Annotated in this window: 16 protein-coding genes; 7 read left to right on the top strand and 9 right to left on the bottom strand. The window is 33.4% G+C overall.

The genetic code is table 11. The features are described 5' to 3' along the window. Positions 1-147: 147 nt before the first annotated feature. The 3 genes from F0000_RS07710 to F0000_RS07700 all read left to right on the top strand — a co-directional run bounded on the left by F0000_RS07710 (position 148) and on the right by F0000_RS07700 (position 2,738). Entirely contained in the window at positions 148-1,332 is a 1,185-nt protein-coding gene (locus F0000_RS07710; protein ID WP_149624158.1) for an asparagine synthetase B, read from the top strand. A 61-nt stretch (positions 1,333-1,393) separates the two neighbouring features. After that, a complete protein-coding gene (locus F0000_RS07705; protein WP_149624135.1) occupies positions 1,394-2,215 on the top strand; it encodes a DUF6503 family protein in 822 nt (273 codons plus the stop codon). A 205-nt stretch (positions 2,216-2,420) separates the two neighbouring features. Beyond that, on the top strand, positions 2,421-2,738 hold the full coding sequence (locus F0000_RS07700) for a hypothetical protein (protein WP_149624134.1): 318 nt from the start codon (positions 2,421-2,423) through the stop codon (positions 2,736-2,738). Positions 2,739-3,855: 1,117 nt separating this feature from the next. On the opposite strand, the gene F0000_RS07690 is transcribed toward F0000_RS07700, so the two are convergent. Beyond that, positions 3,856-4,992 (bottom strand): M57 family metalloprotease, encoded by a 1,137-nt coding sequence (locus F0000_RS07690; protein ID WP_149624133.1) that lies wholly within the window; start codon positions 4,990-4,992, stop codon positions 3,856-3,858. 451 nt (positions 4,993-5,443) lie between these two features. On the opposite strand from F0000_RS07690, the gene F0000_RS07685 reads away from it, so the two are divergent. Then, positions 5,444-6,019 carry a hypothetical protein gene (locus F0000_RS07685; RefSeq protein ID WP_149624132.1) on the top strand — a complete coding sequence of 192 codons (576 nt, stop codon included), beginning with the start codon at positions 5,444-5,446 and terminating at the stop codon, positions 6,017-6,019. 361 nt (positions 6,020-6,380) lie between these two features. Here the strand turns inward: F0000_RS07685 and F0000_RS07680 are convergent, their stop codons facing one another. The 3 genes from F0000_RS07680 to F0000_RS07670 all read right to left on the bottom strand — a co-directional run bounded on the left by F0000_RS07680 (position 6,381) and on the right by F0000_RS07670 (position 11,859). Continuing rightward, entirely contained in the window at positions 6,381-7,673 is a 1,293-nt protein-coding gene (locus F0000_RS07680) for an amidohydrolase family protein (protein WP_149624131.1), read from the bottom strand. An 18-nt stretch (positions 7,674-7,691) separates the two neighbouring features. Beyond that, positions 7,692-10,679, bottom strand: coding sequence for an amidohydrolase family protein (locus tag F0000_RS07675; RefSeq protein WP_149624130.1), 2,988 nt, complete (start codon positions 10,677-10,679; stop codon positions 7,692-7,694). 115 nt (positions 10,680-10,794) lie between these two features. Next, positions 10,795-11,859 (bottom strand): DUF3810 domain-containing protein, encoded by a 1,065-nt coding sequence (locus F0000_RS07670; protein ID WP_149624129.1) that lies wholly within the window; start codon positions 11,857-11,859, stop codon positions 10,795-10,797. A gap of 98 nt (positions 11,860-11,957) precedes the next feature. Here F0000_RS07670 and F0000_RS07665 point away from each other — a divergent pair, with 98 nt between their 5' ends. Next, positions 11,958-13,424, top strand: a complete 1,467-nt coding sequence (locus tag F0000_RS07665; RefSeq protein WP_149624128.1) for an aminoacyl-histidine dipeptidase — start codon at positions 11,958-11,960, stop codon at positions 13,422-13,424. A gap of 570 nt (positions 13,425-13,994) precedes the next feature. Here F0000_RS07665 and F0000_RS07660 read toward each other — a convergent pair. Genes F0000_RS07660 through F0000_RS07650 form a run of 3 tightly spaced genes read right to left on the bottom strand, consistent with a single transcriptional unit; the run spans position 13,995 to position 16,777 of the window. Continuing rightward, a complete protein-coding gene (locus F0000_RS07660) occupies positions 13,995-15,197 on the bottom strand; it encodes a peptidylprolyl isomerase (protein WP_149624127.1) in 1,203 nt (400 codons plus the stop codon). 15 nt (positions 15,198-15,212) lie between these two features. Continuing rightward, the gene (gldI, locus tag F0000_RS07655; RefSeq protein ID WP_149624126.1) at positions 15,213-15,764 is read right to left on the bottom strand and encodes a gliding motility-associated peptidyl-prolyl isomerase GldI; all 552 of its coding nucleotides are present in this window, start codon (positions 15,762-15,764) and stop codon (positions 15,213-15,215) included. Next, the gene (locus tag F0000_RS07650; protein ID WP_149624125.1) at positions 15,764-16,777 is read right to left on the bottom strand and encodes a bifunctional oligoribonuclease/PAP phosphatase NrnA; all 1,014 of its coding nucleotides are present in this window, start codon (positions 16,775-16,777) and stop codon (positions 15,764-15,766) included. Before F0000_RS07650 ends, gldI begins: the two co-directional genes overlap by 1 nt. Before the next feature lie 78 nt (positions 16,778-16,855). Between F0000_RS07650 and F0000_RS07645 the strand changes: the two genes are divergently transcribed. Together F0000_RS07645 and F0000_RS07640 are read left to right on the top strand one after the other, a co-directional pair. After that, on the top strand, positions 16,856-17,884 hold the full coding sequence (locus F0000_RS07645; protein ID WP_149624124.1) for an alkaline phosphatase D family protein: 1,029 nt from the start codon (positions 16,856-16,858) through the stop codon (positions 17,882-17,884). A 266-nt stretch (positions 17,885-18,150) separates the two neighbouring features. Further along, positions 18,151-18,570: a nucleoside-diphosphate kinase gene (locus F0000_RS07640; protein WP_149624123.1), complete on the top strand. Its 420-nt coding sequence runs from the start codon at positions 18,151-18,153 to the stop codon at positions 18,568-18,570. Between the two features lie 68 nt (positions 18,571-18,638). Here the strand turns inward: F0000_RS07640 and F0000_RS07635 are convergent, their stop codons facing one another. Beyond that, positions 18,639-21,149, bottom strand: a complete 2,511-nt coding sequence (locus F0000_RS07635; protein WP_188112048.1) for a TonB-dependent receptor plug domain-containing protein — start codon at positions 21,147-21,149, stop codon at positions 18,639-18,641. Between the two features lie 43 nt (positions 21,150-21,192). Then, complete coding sequence (locus F0000_RS07630) at positions 21,193-22,104, bottom strand: FecR family protein (RefSeq protein WP_149624121.1); 912 nt, start codon at positions 22,102-22,104, stop codon at positions 21,193-21,195. Between the last annotated feature and the right edge of the window lie 39 nt (positions 22,105-22,143).

Here is a 22,143-nt window from a genome sequence, read left to right as displayed (position 1 = left end):
AAATTCCTGGGAGTAGTATTAATGATTTCAATGATGAAGATGACGTTCCTTTTTAAAATAACACCTATATCGAGAGTAAATTATATCGTGTATGTGTTGATATTATTTTTAACTTTTCAATCGTATGCATCAAAGGTACTCATACCTATGGATGTAGAAAACCAGCAAAACCATCTAAAAGCCTATGGAATTACCTATTGGACATTAAGTAAAGATTTAAAAGTAAAATGGCTATTAAACTATAGAGGAGGTTCTTTCCTGTTACCGGATACAGAAAATATACGAAAAGAATGTACCATTAGAGGTGTGACGTATGAGGTGTTAAGTGATACTGAGGCTGGAGAAATTTTGAAAGAAATAAGTAGCCCTTCTAAGAATATGGAAGCAGTAGTATTAGAAAAAGCACCCAAAATAGCAGTATACTCACCAAAAGGGAATCAACCTTGGGATGATGCTGTTACTATGGTATTGACTTTTGCAGAAATCCCTTATGAAACAATATATGATAAAGAAGTACTAGAGGATAATCTTATATTGTATGACTGGTTACATCTGCACCATGAGGATTTTACGGGGCAATATGGTAAATTCTATGAATCATACAGGGCACATCCCTGGTATATAAAGGAAAAAGCCAAAGCAGAAAAATTAGCAAAAGATCTGGGATATCAGAAAGTATCACAAGAAAAGTTAGGAGTAGCATTAAAAATTAGAGATTATGTAGTTGGTGGAGGTTTTATGTTTGCTATGTGCAGTGCAACTGATAGTTTTGAAATAGCTTTGGCTGCAGAAGGAGTTGATATTTGTGAATCTATGTTTGATGGAGATCCCAGTGAACCGGGATATCAATCCAAAATAAATTATAATAAAACTTTTGCCTTTAAAGATTTTACCTTAGAACGAAGCCCTAGTGTATATGAATTTTCATCTATTGATATGACTCGTAAACGGCGTATCCCTAAGACTACTGATTATTTTACATTAATGGATTTTTCTGCAAAGTGGGATCCTATTCCTACTATGTTGTGCCAGAATCATACTGCTTTGGTAAAAGGATTTATGGGGCAAACTACAGCATATGATCCTGATGAAATTAAATCAAACGTATTGGTATTGGGGGAGAATAGAACTAATAATGAGGCTAGATATATCCATGGGATCAAAGGGAAAGGGTTTTTTACTTTTTATGGAGGACATGATCCAGAAGACTATCAGCACAGGGTAGGAGACCCCAAAACAGAACTAGAACTGCACCCTAATTCTCCTGGATACAGACTAATTCTTAATAATGTACTTTTTCCTGCTGCCAAAAAGAAGAAACAAAAAACATAAGATGTCATTTATTTGTAGAGATTTGTAAAATGATTTCTTAAGATTTAATGTAAACTCAACTATGAAAAGATTAATCACACTATTATTTTTAATTATTGTATTTGTAGCCTGTAAGCAACAGGTTTCTGTAGAAAAAGAGACAGAAAAGGAATCTGTTGTTACACCCAAAGATACCAGTGCAGAAATTGCATCCAAACGATCTCAAGAATTTCCTAATGATATTGCTGCAGTTTTTGAAGCTCATGGTGGAATCAAAGCTTTTGATGACATGAATACATTGGTTTTTGAACTCGTAAAACCAGAAGGGAATGAAAAACATACTACGGATCTCAAAACTAGATATGCACGCATAGAAACAGATAAATTTGCATTGGGGTTTGACGGAAAAGAAGCTTGGCTTGTTCAGGAAGATTCCACCTCTTTTAAAGGTAATCCACGTTTCTACCATAATTTAATGTTTTATTTTTATACGATGCCTTTTGTGCTTGGAGATCCGGGAATTAAGTATAAAAAAGTAGAAGATCTTCTGGTGAATAATATATCATATCCTGGTTATAAGATTTCTTATGGGGATGGAGTGGGAGATTCTCCTAAAGACAATTACTTTTTATATTATGATAATTCATCTCATCAAATGAAGTATTTAGGATATACCGTTACATTTTTTAGTAAAGAAAGTAGTGAAAGAATAAGTTTGATTGAATATTCTGACTGGAATAAAGTGAGTGGTTTGTTACTACCTAAGACGTTAAAATGGTTGGAATATAAAGACGGGGTGATAGGCGATGTAAAAAGTGAAAGAAATTTTACCAATGCAATTCTAACCAAGGAGAAGAAAACCCCATCTATATATATAAAACCAATAGAAGCCTCAGGAAAATAAAAGAAACGTGTAGAGTGGTGGTTATTATTGATTAAGAGACTATAATACACGTGTTATAAAATTATATGACAAAGGATATCAGTTCAATTTACTTGCAAATAGGGTGTTAAGATTCACTGAAAACAGGGGTTGATCTTTAGGGAGATTTTATAAACTTTGTGATAGTAATATAAATAAATTTTAATCTCTTAATACTACATATTCAATGAGTAAGATACAAGATGAACAGATGGTCGTAGAAATTTTAACCTTTTTTTATCCAAACAGTAGCATTTCAGAATACGACATAACAAATGACCTGGGAGATTTGGCAGCTGAGATGTATGCAGAAGCATTAGAGGCTTCTAATTCTATGAATTTAGTGCCGAGGCCTTCATATACTCCGTCATTTTCCTGGTTAATAAAAGAAGGAGTAAAAGCGGTATGGAGATCAAAAGGAGGAGATGATATTTATGAATCTGTTCGTGCGACGGTAGCTCTTAAGTATAAAAGTCAGTTCCAAATGGAAAGATTAGGGATCTAAAAGTAGAGAATAATAATTGAATATTCAGTAAACTACAGCCAGATATAATTGATATAATTTACTATTTACCTATTATTGAATTCTATTATTGAAGTGGTTTAAACTTTTATGATTCTGGCGAAAAATAGTAATTTTTTAATCAATTGAAGTCTTTTTTGCACTTCATAGCAGCGCTACGATGTAAGAAAAAGACGAGAATTGAGTGAAAAAGGACATTTTTATAGCGAATTGAGAAAAGTTTAAACCACTTCATTAAGTTTATAACCAAAAACGAACTTTTTTTGATTTTTTTATTGTCAATTAAATTATTGTTTCATAATGTTCAACAATAGGAAAAGGTTCGTAATAATGGTGCAATAATTCCTTCCAGCGTGAATATTCTTTTGATTTTCTAAATCCAATAGTATGGTATTCAATAGTTTCCAAGTTAACTAATAAAAGATATTTATTTTCCTGTTCAATAATCCATTTTACTCCTTTTCCTCTGGGAGAAGTAAATAACAGTTGCGTTGGAAAATAGTATTCGAAAAATAGCGTGTGAAGGTACTTTTCCAAATTCACCCCGAAGTCCGCGCTGTAGTAAATCTGTAGACCGCGTTCCAGCTCCCAGTGAAATTAAGTTGTATTCGTATCCGGCATAACAACAGCAAAAATGTATCGCTAATCACTTATTTAGCTTAGGGTCAGCTTGCTCTAGCATATCCTGGATATCAATAGATATTGATCATAATGAAGAAATCTAATTATAAAGATTTACCTTTTTTGATGCAGCGTATTGAGTCTAAATGTGTACTTGATTATGGAGTTAAGAAGATATCTAAAAAACACCTTGAAATACCGTATCATTAGGAATATTATACTATCAGAAGAAAAGAACATCTGTATTATTATACGATTTGTGATTAAAAAATTCGTATAAATTCATTGAATTATTTTTTCTTTATGCAAGGCAAAAAAATCAAGCATAGCTATAGCTACGGTTTATTTTTTAAACGAAGTAGAAAGGAAAAAGAAACGATGAATATGCGAAATTTTTAGTTATAAATCGTATTACTTATTAACTACAAAAGCTACTGCTTTTATACAGTAGCTTTTATATTTTAGTAATGGATTGCTTTTATAGATTAATATGAGTTCCATCTGTTGGTCTTCCTTCCACAAGGGTGCTAAAGACTTTTCTACCTTCATCGCCATTTGGTTTTACAATTGTACAACGAACATTCATATTGTTTAAGCCATTAGGAGTTGCTCGTGTACTAATTCTAAAAGTTACTGAAGCACTATTTGAATGCAATCTAGTCCAGGGATGTGCACCCACATACTTAACTTCCCAACGATAAGTATTGCCAGGATTGGTAACAGAAGTTCGATAAGTTACCGACTCTTTAGTCGCAGCAAGTGTGGGTCCTGTGATAGTTTGATTAAAATCGGATACAAAAGGACCTGGATAAATAGTTTTTAATGCAATTTTATCATTTGGCGTAAAAATACCTCTTGAATCATATCCATCGGCATTCATCACAGAGTTTTTCTCATAAAGTATCGTACCGGCTATTTGAGTGCCATCGAAGCTATAGTTAGCTCTATGAGCGGCATTATCAAAAACGTGCTCAAAGCCCATATTATGTCCCATTTCATGCATTAACAAATGTACTTTATCTTCTAATGAAGCGTTACTGTTTAGAGTTGGATGAATATAGATATACTCCCCTGGTTTTCTATAGGTTTTAAGGTTACTATGAACAGTCTTTTTTGGGAATTCCGCTCTACCTAAAGTATTTGATCCTAAATCCCTAAATGAAATATGAGAATGTGCTCTACCCGTTGTATAACTCATTTGAACTCTACACTCATTTACCTTATTATATCTAGAGATAGCTATTTGTAATGCTGGAAGCCACTCTGCTCTCATATTAGGAGCCATTGAGAATTTTACTCTGTTATTATATTCACTACTTACCCTACCCCCATAGAAAGTATGCTTCCGTGATAGGCTTTGCTTTGCTTGAGATACTCCTTTTTCTTTTTCATAACTCTCTAAGATGAATGCAATATTCATCATTATATCTCCCTCAATAGTAATAAACTCTTCATCCATTGTGGCATTAAATGTATTGAATCCTAGTTCTTCAAGGATACTTAATGCTTTTTCTGGATTTGTTTGTAATAATTGTTCTTCGATTGTTTCAATATCTTGATCTACAGAACAGGATACGATAACAAGTAAAATCAGTACTGATAATAATTTTCTCATGTGTTAGATTTTTAAGATGATTAATATATTTCTAGAGATAAATATAAGTTTTTAATCTCCTCTAAAACCACTGTTTTTGGGGTAAATCGACATCCTGTTTTCGGTGAAAGAACGTGTTGGGGTTAGTATTTTTTTCTGGGAATCTGGAAATTCCGCTCTATACTTCCCGTGTCAGTTATGCCTTGCTTTTCGCTATAGTGTTTTAGATTTAGTGTACTCTTCTTCCAATTCCTCAGAATCTTGTACATCTCTTGTTTTCGCTTTGCATATCCCAAAATTAAAGCCTAAGCAGCAACTACACAAGATGTAGTTTGCTGAACGGTTATACTCCTACTATCATAATTTTTGTTTAATTTAACTTAAAATTATTTTAAGAATTTATCGTATTTTCACGTAGGGTATTTTAATTTTTATATATATACAGCTATAACCAACTTAAAAATTTATACCCATGAAAACATGTTTCGAGTTACCAATCTACATTGTGCTATTTTCGGTAATACTAACAGGATGTTCAGAAAATGAATTACAGTCTCCTCCAGAAGTTAGTGAAACAGAAAACTTAACATACCATTTCAAAGGTGAAATATTTACAGAGAGGGAGTTGGTTGAAGCCTATCATTCTGATATTCTTTATAATACGGATTGGTTTATAGAAAGTAAGGATCATGCTTTTCTTTTTGATAATAAAGAATGTAGAGACGAATATGCTTCTGAAAATACGGCTAAAATGAACGATACTCAACTTACTTTATTTGAAAGTTCAAGATTAAGAGGTAGAAGTATTAGGGTTTGTGGAAAGCATAAATTTCAAAATTTAAATACATTCTGGAGAAATAGAGTTCGTTCGGCAAAGATTAGTAATGTTGTTGTAAATGTGTTTGTTACGTTCTATGATAAACTAAATTTTAAAGGTCAGAAAAAAGGTTTTTTAATAAAACGCAATGCTGCTGTTGGTATATTTGGTAAAGGTACAGTTCTGGATGGGTTTAAGGCAAGAGCAGAAAGTTTCAGAATTGGTAGATAGGGGATGAGAATGTAGAATTAATAGCATTAGTAAGCCGCTTATGCAGTTACAAATACTTTTAAAACTGGATACTGTCTTAAAAAGAATGTATTTAGTTGTTATGTTACGAGCTATACAGTATTGATCTGTTTTTTTTTTTTGAAAAAAGAAAATTCTCAACAGGTTTGTTGTAAACAAGAAAACCTTCGCTAACTGCGCAAGTTGAGTTTAGGATAAGATATTTTACTTTTATACTTGAAAGAATTTGCCCGTTTTTAGATTCAATTATGATCCTAAATAGTGAAAAATAGTCATTTGCGGAATGCTTTTTTATAAGATAGGGAGTCTTTCTTTAGTGTCTTATAATTTTACCCTTGTTATTTTATTTATCATATTTGGCACTGTATCGTTTCCAAAGTTTGGTTTGATGACTTTCTAAACTAATATCTCTACCTTGGATAAAAGCCCTATCTAATTGATTTGTTCTCATATCCAATGCATCACCAAGACTAATAAATAAAGTTGCATCTTTTCCAACTTCCAAGGTACCTACCATGTCATCAATTCCTAATATTTTTGAAGTATTCCCGGTAATAAGTTGTAGTGCTTTTTCTTTATCTAAACCATGAGCAGCTACAGTTCCAGCCTGAAAAGGGAGATTACGAGCATTGGCACGTTCCATCTGACCGCTATTTTCTAGTCCAACTAGTACTCCGGCATCCATTAGCAGTTTTGCATTTTTATATGGTAAATCATAATCGTCATCCTCATAATTTGGAATAGAATGAGTTCTGGTTAGCAATACAGGAATATTTTGTTGTTTTAACTGATTGACGACCTTGTATGCTTCATCTGCATTTACTAAAACTACTTTTTTTATGCCTTGTTCTTTAACAAATCCCAGAACATCCAAAATTGCTTTTTCCGGACTTACATGAACAAATAATGTCAGCGAACCGTCAAAGATTTTTTTCATGGATAAATGGGGTAAATTTTCTGTACTCAAATCTGATTTTATGGTAGCTTTTGCCTGATGTATAAAATCGTTCAGAGCAGTTACCTGTTCTTTATATTTTTTATTTGGCTTATAACCAGGGTCTTCACCCAACCACCATCGACCCTGGGTAAAAAGATTGGGCCAATTTATATGAATTCCGTCATCTGTTTTTAAGGCTGCATCTTCCCAGTTCCAGGCATCTAATTGTACTATAGATGACGAACCAGAAATCCATCCACCACGTGGGGTGGTTTGAGCGATTAATACTCCGTTGGGCCTCATGCTTTCAACAATTTTACTTTCTGCATTATAGGCAATGATACTTCGGATATGAGGATTGAAACCTCCTATTTCACTATCATCGTCGGTGGCTCTTACCGCTCCAATTTCTACTAAGCCTAAAGTAGAATTAGGTGCTATAAATCCCGGGTATATGTGTTTTCCAGAGGCATCTATGATGATTCCCTTAGCAGAGACGCTTCCGTTAGTACCTATATTGGTTATTTTTCCGTTTTCGAAAATTATCATACTGTTTTGTATGACTTGCCCGTTACCAATGTGTGCAGTTGCTCCGGTAATTGTTATGGCTTCAGTCTGAGGCTTAGCAGGAGTTTGTTGCGCCGATATATTTTCTGTTCCGAATAGTAATAGCAACAATATATATATAATATTTTTCATGTTTGTACTACATTAATTTTAGTGAATGGTTTCTATGGTTTCGCAATGAAAATGTTGCTTTTCCTTCTTTTTGGGTGGCTGGGTTTTTAAACCACTATTTTTAGCTTTTAGTAACATGGTCGAGAGTTCGTTTTTTTCTTGTGCAATAGTTTTTCTCATTGCTTTGTCTTTTTCAAGATCAAAATAAGTGACTCCTTCAATCACTGTTTTTTCAGCTTTTGCATAGATAGAAAGGGGGTGGTCTGTCCATAAAACCAGGTCTGCATCCTTACCCACTTTAATACTTCCTGTGCGATCGTCAATATGTAACAATTTTGCAGGGTTTAATGTCACGAATTTCCAGGCATCTTCTTCACTTACTCCGCCATATTTTACAGATTTTGCAGCTTCCTGATTCAATCTTCTGGACATTTCGCCGTCATCACTATTAATAGCAACCGTAACTCCTTGTTTATGCATAATAGCAGCATTATAGGGAATTGCATCATTAACTTCATATTTATAAGCCCACCAATCCGAAAAGGTAGAACCTCCAACGCCGTGAGCCACCATTTTATCAGCTACTTTATACCCTTCCAGAATATGGGTAAACGTATTGATTCTAAAATTGAATTTCTCAGCCACCTTCATAAGCATATTGATTTCACTCTGTACATATGAATGACAACTGATAAAACGTTTGTCGTTAAGAACTTCGACCAATGTTTCCATTTCTATATCTTTACGGTATGGTTTTCCGCTTTTTTTTAACTTTTCATAATTTCGGGCTCGTGTAAAATAGTCAATGTAAAGTTGTTCTACTCCCATGCGTGTTTGTGGAAAACGTACTCTTTCTGCATCGCCCCAATTACTTTGTTTTACATTTTCTCCCAGAGCAAACTTGATAAACTTTGGAGAATTAGTATAGATTAGGTTTTCTGCACTTTCGCCCCATTTCAACTTTATAATGGCAGATCTACCACCAATTGGATTTGCAGATCCGTGAAGAATCTGTATCGATGTTACTCCACCCGCAAGGTTTCGATAGATATTAATATCATCTGGTGATACTACATCTTCTATAGTAACTTCTGCTGTTGAGTTATGACCAGCTTCATTTATTGCTGCCGCAGCTATATGCGAATGCTCATCAATGATTCCGCTCGTTAAATGCTTTCCACTTGCATCAATTGTTTTAGCATTTCCTACGCTAAGGTTTTTTCCAATTGCTGCAATCTTTCCATTTTTCACAAGCACATCTGTTTCGGTTAAAATTCCATCAGATTCATTTGTCCATACGGTCGCATTTTTAAACAATAAATTTTCGGGTTTAGGAAGCTCGCGAGTGCCATAGGCAATATTCGGGAACGTAACAGGGAGCACTTTTGGAGTTTCTTTTGTATCCTCTGGTTTCTTTTCATCTTTTTCAGCGTTCTCTTTTGTTTTTTGTTTTGCTGTAAAAGTTGTTTGGATACCGTTGGGAAGAATTGCTTTTCCACTCCAAAATTGTGGATTGTTATTAATGGCGGTTACAATTCTGGTATAGTGTATTTTTGTAGTATCTGGATCAGTAAAGGTAATGGATACCCAATCATCTTTATAAGTGATTTTACTTCCTAAATTCGTATCACCAAGTTTTACTTCTGCCTTTGGTTTAGAAGGTTTACCAGATATAGATAATTCATAGGTTTTTCCGGCAAGGACAAGATCATACGTTCCGTTGATATCTGTAGTGTGTATATCATTAACTACATTTTTATTTCCCTGTACCCAATTTTCATAAATGATATTGTCTTTAGAAAACAGTTCTTCACTGGTAATTAGAAAATTAGCGTATGCTCCCTTCTTTAAGATACCTAGTACATCGCTTTTACCCAAGATTTTAGCTGGAATTGTCGTTAAGGATGCTAAAACTGTTTTCTTATCTAAGCCGTATGCTATTACTTTTTCAATTCGTGTTTTAAAATCAGATATTTTTTTTAGCTTATGGGTAGTTAATGAAAACTGTATACCATTTTTAGCAAGTGCAGATGGATTTGAAGGCGCCTGATTCCAGTGGCGCATGTCTCCCAGACTTACAAGGTTTGACATATACGGATCAGATACGTCATAGGGTTCTGGAAAATTAAGTGGTAGAATATAAGTAGCCTTTGTAGCTTTTACCTTATCAATTCTTGCATATTCATCACCTCCTCCGACTATTATATATTGAATATTAAATTCATCTCCTACTTTATCTGCTCTAAAACCATTTATTCTGCTTCCTGCTTCAAAAATTTGTGGGAGATTTTTATTTCTGTTGAGAGCCTCTAAAGAAAGATCTTTGTTGTCTGTATTTCCGTTAGCGTACCATCCGGCATCAAGATATACTTGTCTTAACAAAGCCATTGCTCCCATTAGTGAGGTAGGATATCCCTGATTACTTTTTGCACTTTTGGTAAAAGAAAGTAATTGTGATGAAGCATCACTTAGCAAACGTTCACCTGCGGTACCATCCTTATTGAGTGCTATAAGGGAACCAGTTCCTCTAATGATTCCATCTGGCAGATGTGTGTTCAATACTCCATATCCTTCCTTAATAAACTCCTCCGCTTTCTTACGATCATATTTGAATTCTTCGAGAGGATTAGTCTCCGGACGAATATGGTCGTTCCAATAATATCCCTCACGAGAAGCATCATATTGAGGATTTTTTCTAAAAGAGTTTCCTCTTTTTTTCGGTTTTGCAATGCCAAAATTGGTATAAGGGTCAATAAAAGAAGCGTATATATGTTTTCCTGATAAATCGATAACTACACTGTTTTTTGGGATCGTTAGCGCTGTTCCAACTTGTGTAATTTTTCCTTTCTGTATAATCAACATCCCATTTTTAATCTCAGTTTCCGGAGAAGTATGAATGATCGCATTGGTAAAAACAGTATAGTTAGAATTCGATGATTTTACACCGTCATTTTTTGGAAAATATTCCTGAGCATACAAATTAAGCCCCATACATACCACCAAGAGTGATATTAATTGTTTTCTCATAAGGTTTAGTGTGAAAGTTGAATTGGTTTTAAAGATAACTTTTACTAAAGAAAGACTTTGGGAATTAATAATTTTTTAACAACTATAAAACATTACATTTTCAAAAAAATAGTAGTTAAAGTTTATTTTTATAATAGTTTACTATTAAAGCTACTACATAGCTATAGGTTTCTATTCCTTTAGGTTGATTATTTGCTTTCAGATAACTGTCATAGGTGCTTTTAAAAATTGGCTCTAAGGGATTTTGATATGACTCCCAAAACTGATTTACTTCTTGATAATTTTTCCGTATTCCCGGTCTTAGTTTTTCTATCAGACAAATAGCTTTCTGTTCGTCACGGAGGTAAAGATCATTTAAACAAAATTTTAAGGCAAAGGTAGTACCGCTATAATTAAAATAAAGATCCTTATAATTTATAGTCGTTAATGCAGCAATAAAATTGGCTTCATTTTCTTTGGCAAACCCTATTTGGTGAGCTTCTTCGTGACAACTGGTAGTCGGAGTTTTGTAGGTAACGATTAATCCATTAACCTGCGCTTCATTCGTTATAGGGTTTAGATATCCGCTAAAACCCATATATGTTAGTGGTACGCTTAAAATGGATTTTTTAATACTTTTCGGGGAATAAGTAAGCGATGGTAATATATTGTTTAGTTGTTTGTATGCAGGAATCGTTTTCTCAAATATCTGTTCTTTACTATAGGGTATTTTTATGGATAAAGAGTCATTTGGTTCTAGTGCGCGGTGTATGTCATTCGCTTTTCGGATTAATTTTTCCGAAACACTTATAAGTTCATCTTCGGTATATTGGTCTTCAATTTTTAAAATTTCGTGTAGCGGTAATCTGTAATAATTAATTCCCCATAAAATATGAAAACTGGCATATACGATGGATAAAGTAGCCCCAATATCCAATAATACATTTTTCCATTGTATTTTTCTCTTAAAAATGTTTTTGAATAAAAACCGAACCATCAGGATAGTCAATATCATATATCCAATATCCCCAAAAGAAAAAGGAATCCAGCCAAAAGCATATCGTAATGCTTTAGAGATATATATGTAAAGCCCGTTGCTATAAAATCGTTCAATAAATTCTGGGAAGAATGCTATTACCTGTATGAATGCGATCTGTATAGGGAGTAGTGCAGTGAGATATAGTTTAGTTTTTGATGGCATAAAACAACAATGGTATTTTCTGGTAAATCTACAACATTTAATATATCATTTGAATTAAGGTTTTCATAATGTACATTTGTTGAAAACACGATACATATATGAATTCAGAAATAAGAATGCTGGAGCCTCGCGTACTCTGGAATAAGTTTGCAGATCTTAATGCTGTACCAAGACCTTCTAAAAAAGAAGAAAGAGTCATAGCTTTTATAAAAGAATTTGGAGAATCTCTTGGGTTAGAAACTAGTGTTGATGATGTAGGGAATGTACTGATTAAAAAACCGGCAACTTCGGGTTTAGACAATAGAAAAACTGTGGTGATGCAGTCACATTTGGATATGGTACATCAAAAGAATGCAGAGACTACTTTTGATTTTGATACGCAAGGAATCGAAATGTATATTGATGGAGACTGGGTAAGGGCAAAAGGCACTACGCTGGGAGCAGATAATGGACTGGGAGTCGCTACAATCATGGCACTTTTAGAATCAACAGATATTCCTCACCCGGCAATAGAAGCTTTGTTTACGATTGATGAAGAAACCGGAATGACAGGAGCTATGGGATTAAAACCAGATTGGTTACAAGGTGATATTCTTTTGAATCTAGATACAGAGGAAGATGATGAAATAGGAGTGGGATGTGCAGGAGGAATTGATGTTACTGCAAAGAGAAATTACAGAGAAGAATTGATTGAAGAAGGTAAAAAAGCATATACAATCGCTGTGACAGGTCTGAGTGGAGGGCATTCAGGAATGGATATTCATAAAGGATTAGGAAACGCGAATAAGATCATGAATCGATTGTTGTTTGATGGTTTTGAGAATTTTGGGCTTAGAATTCATAAAATCAAAGGAGGAAGTCTGAGAAATGCGATTCCCAGAGAGAGCTTTGCTACTATTGTAGTGGATGCTATACACGTAGCCGCTTTTGAATTCGAAATTTCTGAGCTGAGCAGTACTATAAAACAAGAACTTTTGATAAATGACCCTGATCTTCAGATAGAAGTATTAGGTACAGATTTACCTACTGGTGTGATGGAGCTGGGAGTTCAGGAAGGTGTGCTGAAAGCTCTGTATGCTGCTCATAATGGGGTGTATGCTATGAGTCCTTCTATTCCTAATCTGGTAGAAACGTCAAATAATGTAGCAAAGGTTACTATTGGCGAAGGAGAGGTTAGTATTGAATGTCTGACCAGAAGTAGTGTAGAATCTTCAAAACTGGATATGGTAAATAAGCTAAGGGCTACTTTTGAGCTCATTGGTTGCGAAGTGGTAACAGGAGGAGATTATCCGGGTTGGGCTCCTAATATGGATTCACCGATACTACAGGTATTAGATCAATTATATCAAAAGATCAATGGAGAAAAAGCGCATATTGCTGCTTGTCACGCAGGACTAGAATGTGGTATACTAGGAAAAAACTATCCTGATATGGATATGATATCATTTGGACCAACAATAGTAGGAGCACATTCTCCAGACGAGAGAGCCAGTATTTCTTCTACTCAGAAGTATTGGGGTTTTGTTAAAGAAATTTTAGCGAATATTCCTGTTATAACAATTTAATTATAAAGTGTCGTATTAATGCCGATGTTGTTTTAAAGTTTAAAAGCACTATGTTTAGATTGCATAAAATAGTTACGGAATTTATGAACAAGTCATTTAGACTTTAAAAGAACTAGACGACATGCTACATTTTATAGTTATGTGGATATGAGTTAACAGGAAAAAAATATATCATTTCCGACTTTCATTTATTGTAACATCAGGTTCTTTTTACTTGTACTTTAGGTAATAATGCCAGAAATAATATTACATTTTTCTTATTGTATAATAGTAATTATACGATTTGTGATTAAAAAATTCGTATAAATTCATTGAATTATTTTTTCTTTATGCAAGGCAAAAAAATCAAGCATAGCTATAGCTACGGTTTATTTTTTAAACGAAGTAGAAAGGAAAAAGAAACGATGAATATGCGAAATTTTTAGTTATAAATCGTATTAAATTTTACTTTCAAAGAAATTCTAGGTTGTTATAGCAGGGATACAAAAAAGCTGATTAAAAAGTACGTGTAACTTTTTAATCAGCTTTTTTGATAATATCTATTTATAAATATAAATAGATCAAAATTTATTAATGACCGTGTCCGTCATCTTTTGAGTGTCCTTGCGGAGCTGCTGCTTGTTGATCTTGTATGCTCAATATTTCTAATTCGAATATCAAATCAGCATTAGGAGGAATTGGGGTTCTACCACGTTCTCCATATGCCAGATGTGAAGGGATAAAAAGTACTGCTTTATCTCCAACCTTCATTTTTTGTATACCTTCTTTGAATCCAGGAATCATTTGCGCATCTGGAGAATAAGGCATTTGGATAGGAGCATAGCCCTTAGGATGTTTAGCTCTCTGGCTATTAGGGTCATAAAGTCCGAATTCTTTTGCTACTTCAATCAGGTTGGTATCAAATATTTTTCCATCAGTAAAAAAGCCTTTGTAATTTACATTTACAATTTCGCCTGATTTTGGCTGTGTTCCATTACCTTTTTCCAGAAATAAGATTTCTAGTCCGCTTTCCAGTTTTGTTGCTTTTTTCTTTAATTCTTCATATTCTGCAGCGATCGCAGGAAATTTCTTAGCAATTTCAGCTTGCTTTTCTTTTTCGATACGTTCTTTTTCGGCTTTTTCTTCTGCAAGAGCTTTTAATTTTTCATCAAAAGTAGTTTTTGCATCAAATGCTTTGGCACTTTTACCTTTTCTGATAATATTTACTTCTTGCATTTTTACTTCAGTTTCAGGTTTGTCACCAGGCTTTGTTGTTTTGACAGCACCAATACTATCTACAACTTCTTGCCCAGAAACAATTTCTCCAAATACGGTATGTCTACCATTTAAGTGTGGAGTTGGGGCAAGTGTAATAAAAAACTGGCTACCATTAGTTTCAGGACCAGAATTTGCCATAGACAATATTCCTTTAGATTTATGAGTCAGTGAATCTACAAATTCATCAGGGAATTTATATCCTGGATCTCCAGTTCCTGTACCAAGAGGATCTCCTGTTTGAATCATAAAGTCCTTAATGACTCTATGAAAAATAATTCCATTATAGTATTTTTTCCCTTGATATGTGCTATCTACCATAGTATTGGTTCCTTCTGCTAGAGAAACAAAATTAGCAACGGTTAATGGCGTATCTTCATGATATAACTTAGCAATTGCAGTACCTTTATTGGTAATTATCTCTGCATAAATTCCATCTTCAAGATCTGGGTATTTTTCTTCGCAGTTACTAAAAGTTAAAGCAATAATAGCTAAAAGTAAAAGATTTAATTTTTTCATTTTCTGAGTTACGTTTTAATTTTCGGTTGTTGATTTTTTAATAATTTTATTTAGTGTTACTTTTGATATTAACGGAATATTTGTACCAATCTTATCATTGTCTCCATAATATCCATAAGCTTGATAAGAAGGAAACAAAAATGTTACGATTTCTCCTTCTTTCATGAGTTTTAGTCCTTCCCGTAATCCGAAAAACAATTCCTCTTTATCAATTGTATAGGTAATCGTATCTATTTCTTCCTGATTATAGATGATATTGCCCCTAAGATCTTTTAAGTCATAATTGAAGCTTACAACATCTCCAAACTCTGGTGTCATTGTAGCAATCGTATCTTTTTTCTTATAATGATACCAGAAACCACTTTCTGACGATATATAATTACGTAAAGAATCGCTATCTATAATTTTCTGAATTGCTGCTTCTTCTCTTGCCGAGAGTTTTTTATTTCTGTTTATAGATTCATTTATAAAAGATCCTGAAGAAATGCTAACGGGTCTTCTGGCTTCTGGAGCTTTACAAGAAAAAAACAAAAATAAAAGGCCTAAGAGTAAAATATTTTGTTTCATCAATTTAGGACATTTTTATAAGTCGGTAAGATACTAATAAATTTTTCAACTGTTTTCTCTAGAGAAAGATTACTTTTTCCTCCCGAAGCATTATGATGACCACCTCCTTCAAAATGATTTCTTGAAAACTCATTGACAGAAAAATCACCTTTGGATCGAAGTGAGATTTTTATAATTTTTTCACCTCGGTTTTCGATAAAAATAGCAGCAAATATAACACCTTTCAGCGATAAACCAATATTAACAAAGCCTTCGGTATCTCCTTTTTTAAAATTATGCGAATCTAATTCTTTTTGGGATAATGTAATATATGCTGTTTTGTATTCTGGTATTACTTTTAAATTTTTTAAAGCGACACCTTGCAGTTGCAATCTGGAATATGTATTTGTATCATAAATTTTTTCGTGTATTGCAGTATTGTCTGCTCCTTTATCGATCAAATCTGCAATTACTGTATGTGTAATACTGGTAGTGGATCTAAACCTGAAAGATCCAGTATCTGTCATGATTCCTATATACAGGCAGGTAGCAATTTCTGGTGATATTTTTTCAAGATCGTTCAGTTTTTCAATAAAATGATATACCATTTGACACGTAGAACTCATACTAGTATCACTATATGTATAAGTGGCATAATCATCAGGTTGCTGGTGATGATCAATCATAATAAACATTGCAGTAGCTTGTGTTAAAACAGCTCCCATATCTCCACTTCTGGATAAATGATTGAAATCGAGTGTAAAAATAATATCGGCTTCCTTTATTTTAGAACTCGCTTGCTCTTTATCAGCATCGTATTTGAGAATCGTCTTTTCTCCCGGAATCCATTTTAAGAATGAAGGATATTCATTTGGTGCCATTACGCAGGAAGTATGCCCGAGTATTGTTAAATAATGATGTAATGCCAAGGTAGATCCAATAGCATCTCCATCCGGGTTTTTATGTGGCACGATTATAATATTTTTTGGAGTCTTTAAAAGCTCTTTTATTTCTTTTATGTCAGAAGTATCCATATATCAGCGAATATACTATTTATTAATAATATGATAATATAGGAAGACTTAATTTTACCGAGCGCAAATTATTTGGTAATGAAAACAAATGTAATACTTGTTATTTTAAGTATCCTCTCCGTCCATTTTGCTTTTGGACAGCTGACTACACAAAAAGAGACAGACTTTAGTATAGCCTTTGGTAGTTGTAGTATGCCTGATAAACCACAACCATTTTGGGTAGAAATATTAAAAAACACTCCAGATTTATTTATATGGGGCGGTGATATTATCTATGGAGATTCTGATGATATGTCCAAAATAGAGAATGATTATATATTACAAAATAAGAATTCAGAATATCAAAAATTAAAGAAAAGTGTTCCCATACTGGCAACCTGGGATGATCATGATTATGGTAAAAATGATGCTGGTGCTGAATGGAGAATGAAAAAAGAAAGTCAGCAATTGTTTTTAGATTTTCTTGAGGTATCAAAAGATGACCCCAGAAGAGCGCAAGAAGGAATTTATACGTCCAAAGTTTTTAGTACCTCAAAAGGGAGTGTTAAGGTTATTGTTTTGGATACACGATTTTTTAGGTCTCCTCTGCAGAAAGACAGTATAGGCAAGAAAAGATATCAGCCGTATACAAATAAAACAGGCACTATTCTGGGAGATATGCAATGGGAATGGTTTAAAACAGAACTAATATCGAGCAAAGCTGATTTTAATATTATAGTGAGTAGTATCCAATTTTTATCAGCTGAACATGGATGGGAAACCTGGGGTAATTTTTCTCACGAAATAGATCGTTTTAAAAAGATTTTGATTAATCATGATATAAAGAATGTTATCATATTAAGTGGGGATCGGCATATTTCAGAATTTTCCAGAGAACATGTATACGGATTAACATATCCAATTGTAGATTTTACCTCGAGTGGATTAACACATTCATATGTAAATTATGACGGAGAGCCTAATCAGCATAGAATCTTGGATGTTGTCTATGTGCCCAGTTTTGGGATTCTCAAATTTGATTTTGATACAAGAGAAGTACTGATGCAAATGAGAGGTGCTAATAATGTTGTTCTACAGGAATTCAGACAACAATATCTTACTGAGTAATGTATTGAGGTACAATAGCTGAAACGTATTATCTTCTAATCAAATATTTACTTTACAGGTTGATGTATAGATAGGGATGTTGTCCACTTAATTTATGTGGAAAGAAAAAAGTTTGCATCACATCTCTACTAATATTTCTTGCATTTGAAGCTTTTATACATATTTTTGCACAAAATTTTGCTTTGGCGTTTTGACCAGCCGACCGTTAAGACAACTAGTAAAAATTTCTGATAAAAAAAGAAATTAGATAAAAATAAACTTTTAAAATGGCAACAAATAGAACTTTTACAATGCTTAAGCCGGATGCGGTAAGAAAAGGATACATAGGTGCAATCCTAGAACAAATCACAGCTTCAGGTTTTAGAGTGGTAGCAATGAAATTGACTCAATTGACAACTGATGATGCAAAAGCTTTTTATGCAGTGCACAGCGAGCGCCCATTCTATGGGGAATTAGTAGAATATATGACAAGTGGCCCTATTGTGGCGGCTATTCTTGAGAAAGATAATGCAGTAGAAGATTTTAGAACCTTAATAGGAGCTACTAATCCAGAAGAAGCTGCAGAAGGAACTATTCGTAAGAAATATGCAACTTCAATTAGTGAAAATGCAGTACATGGTAGTGATAGCGATGATAATGCTGCTATTGAAGGTGCTTTCCATTTTTCGGGAAGAGAGCAATTCTAAATATATATGATTCAAAACCGTCTCAATATCCTGAGACGGTTTTGATTTTTTAATCGTTCTTTTGATTATTACCATAGTACTCTAAAACTTAGATTGGGAGTAATTCCTAAAGCAAATACATCAGCATTAATAAATCGATTTTCTAAAGAGTTAGTAGTTCTGAATTCTCTATTGAGCACATTTTTTTTATTATAAAGATTGAGTACAGAGAGTCCTAATCGATATTTTATCTTGGGATTAGTACCTATTTTGAAATTATAAAGGGCAGAAAAATCCATTTTGTGATATATAGGTAAGTTATTACCGTTGATTTCATCAAAATCCAATAAAATAAGGTTTCCACTTTGATCTACTCCAGATACATTGGTAAACGCTTTACCAGTATGCCAGATCCATCCTAATGAAAACTGAAAATTATTAATCTTATAGAAGTGAGACCATTTAATAGTGTGTTCTATATTCCAATTACCAGGAAAAGATTCATTATTATTAATATCATCAAATCTGTTTTTGGTATTAATATAAGAGTAGCTTACCCAGGTTTTATATTTTTTAAACTGTTTTTTTAGAAAAAAATCAATACCATATACTCTGCTATCCCCATTGTGATAAGTATTGTCTATAGGATTTATAAATCCGGCTGTTAGCGAAGTGATATTATCAATTTGTTTATAGTATGTGTCAACATCAAAATACCATCTGTTTTTTTTAAAACTACTTCCCCATGTAAATTGATAACTGCTGATTATAGGGAATTGTTCTTCATTAGAGAGTGTCCATACCTGATTTTCCAAAGACAAATCACTCACAACAGATTCTCTTATCTGGCTTACAACCTGACTTCTATATTCTCCGGTAATATTGATTTCCCAATATTTAGATAGATTTTTTTGTATAAAGATTCTAGGTTCTATAAAGGACTTATTTAATTCTGTATAATGGTTAAAGCGCAGTCCGGTTGAGAGATAAAAATATGCAGGATTTTCATACTTGTATTCTGCATATCCAGCATGGGTATTGATAAAACGATCATCTTGATCTAAAATTAATTCATAGCTAGGTGTTTGTGTGACAAAAGCATATTTTATAGCGTTATTAGAAAATTGATAGCCACCAGATAAATTTTGGTAGTTTGATAATTTAAAACGTAGATCTAATGCCGCTCCAATATCTTTTACGCTGTTCTTTTTGCTTTCGATTTCTGTAATGGTATTTGATTCTTGTGTAATGAATTGGTAGTTTAATAAATACCTGGTATAATATCCACTTGTTTTAATCGAAAAGCGCTCTCTTTTTTGATGATTCCAACGTATGTTGTATCCTTCATTCTCGGTAGTCAGATTGTCATTAAAAGACATGAGCGCATCATTTCTCTTAAAATCCAAATCATTTTTACTGTATAAAGAATTAATTTCAATTTTATTACTTTTTGATACCTGAGCAATTAGATTCGCATTATAGTCAGCAAAGAAAAAATTATTCTTAGCATTGCTTAGTTCATTTGTTTCAGCAATTGTAGTATTCTGAAACACTCTTTCCGAAAATTGATTATATGTAGGAGTTTCTAAAATATCGGTGAAAGACCTTCTTCCAGAAATCTGTAGTGAAACTTTATCTTTTATAATGGGCGTATGAATTACGGCATCAGCATTTATCATATTAAACCCTGCTCCACCAGAAAATTGTTTGGCAACTTGATCATCTGTTTTGATATCAATGACACCAGATACGCGATCTCCATACCTAGCACTAACACCACTTTTAGAGAAATCTACCTCTTTTACAGCATAAGGATTAAATGCTGATAACATCCCAAAAAAATGTCCTTGATGATATATTTTGATTCCGTTCCACAGTACCAGATTTTGATTGGGGGGACTACCGCGAACATATAATCCCGAAGCGGTCTCAAAGGGACTGTTAACACCTGGGGTTAATTGAATACTCTGAAGGATATCAGGTTCTGTCAGACCTGGTAGTATCTCAATATCATTAAGATTGATGGCTACTACTTTTTTATTTAGAGTAATTCCTTTGGTAAGGTATTCCTGTATAATTACTTCGTCTAATGCCTCTACAGTGTTGATCATATATATGGTTATACAATTTTCTGCTAAGAATGAAGATGAGTTTAGTACTTTTTGTCTAAACCCAGGAGCACTGATTAATAGAGGGGTGTTAAAAAAAGCTTCTTTATGTTCGAAATACCCTTTTTCATTGGTCGTTATATTCTCCGAAGAAGCTTTAAAAAAAATGCTGATATCAGCAAGAGGCTCATCATTTTCATTGAGAATATACCCACAGATGGGGATTATATCTTTTCTGGAATACTCTCTGATTGTAAAAAAATTATTTCCTGCAGGTTCAAATTTTAGTTTTGTTTGCTGTTGCAATGTACCTATAATATCATCCAGGGTAGTATCCTTTTGGATGTGTACAGAAACTAACTTGTCATTAATTACCTGATCAATATAAGAAATTTTTAAATTAAATTGTTTTTCTATAATGGGAATAATCTGAGAAAGAGGCTGATTTTCAGTAATAATAATGTCTGTCTTTTCTTGTGAAAAAACAGACATACCCCAAAAAAGTATACAGGCCCAAAAAAATCTTATCATTCTCCTATTCTTCTAACACCACGGTCTTACCATTATCCAGCAACTGGTATTGAATGTCCAAGGTACTAAAAACTGTTTTAAGAGCAACATTTATATCATTATTAGGAAAAGTTCCTGTATAAATTATATTATTGTCAATATTAGTAGTGTCAATAGATATGTTATATTGTTTTTCAAGTTCTTTGAAAACATATCGTATAGGAACACTTCTAAAAGAACTTGTATTATCAATCCAGGAAGGCTTTTCTGTTATAAATGCCCAAAGCTCAGACGGTTTGTTTGCAATAGCTCTAAAGCCTTTTCCAGCTGTAAGAATTTTGTTTTCTTGTTTATTTTTAACACTTACTTTCCCTTCATAACAAACCGCCTCAAAGAATGAAGCATGTGATTTTACGTTAAATTGGGTTCCTAATACAGAGACATTTCCATTGGTTGTAGAAACCGTAAATTTACTTCCTTTTTTTACTTTAAAATATGCCTCCCCATGCAAGGATACCGTTCTGTTATTTTTCCAGTTACTTTTATCAAAACTAGCTTCAGATTTAGCATTAAGGATCATTTCAGAACCATCAGGTAGTGTGACTGCTAGCTGCTCTCCATATGAAGTAGAGAAAGAATCATTAGCATTAAATAAAAATACCCCTAATAGTATAGCAATTGATGCGGCGACAGCGATATATGGCAATAATTTGATTACTGGTTTATTTTTAGCGGGCGTAGTTTTTCTTTTAGATTTTAACTTTGTAAGTTCTTCATCTACATCATAATCAACCAAGTCCAATGTATTGGTAGCAGCTATTATTTTTGTGTAATATTCATACTCAGGATGTGATTGAAACTCCTGAAATTCCTCAGGGGAGAGCTCGCCGTTAACCCACCTGGATAAGAATATATTATCTTTTTTATCTTCTAACATAACCTACGTATATATTAATAGAAACGTTTGAAAGTGGTG

It is taken from the genome of Aquimarina sp. RZ0, from assembly GCF_008370685.1.
Classification (GTDB): Bacteria; Bacteroidota; Bacteroidia; order Flavobacteriales; family Flavobacteriaceae; genus Aquimarina.
Note: the sequence above shows the minus strand (reverse complement) of the source record. Positions and strands in the feature narration are given on the sequence as shown.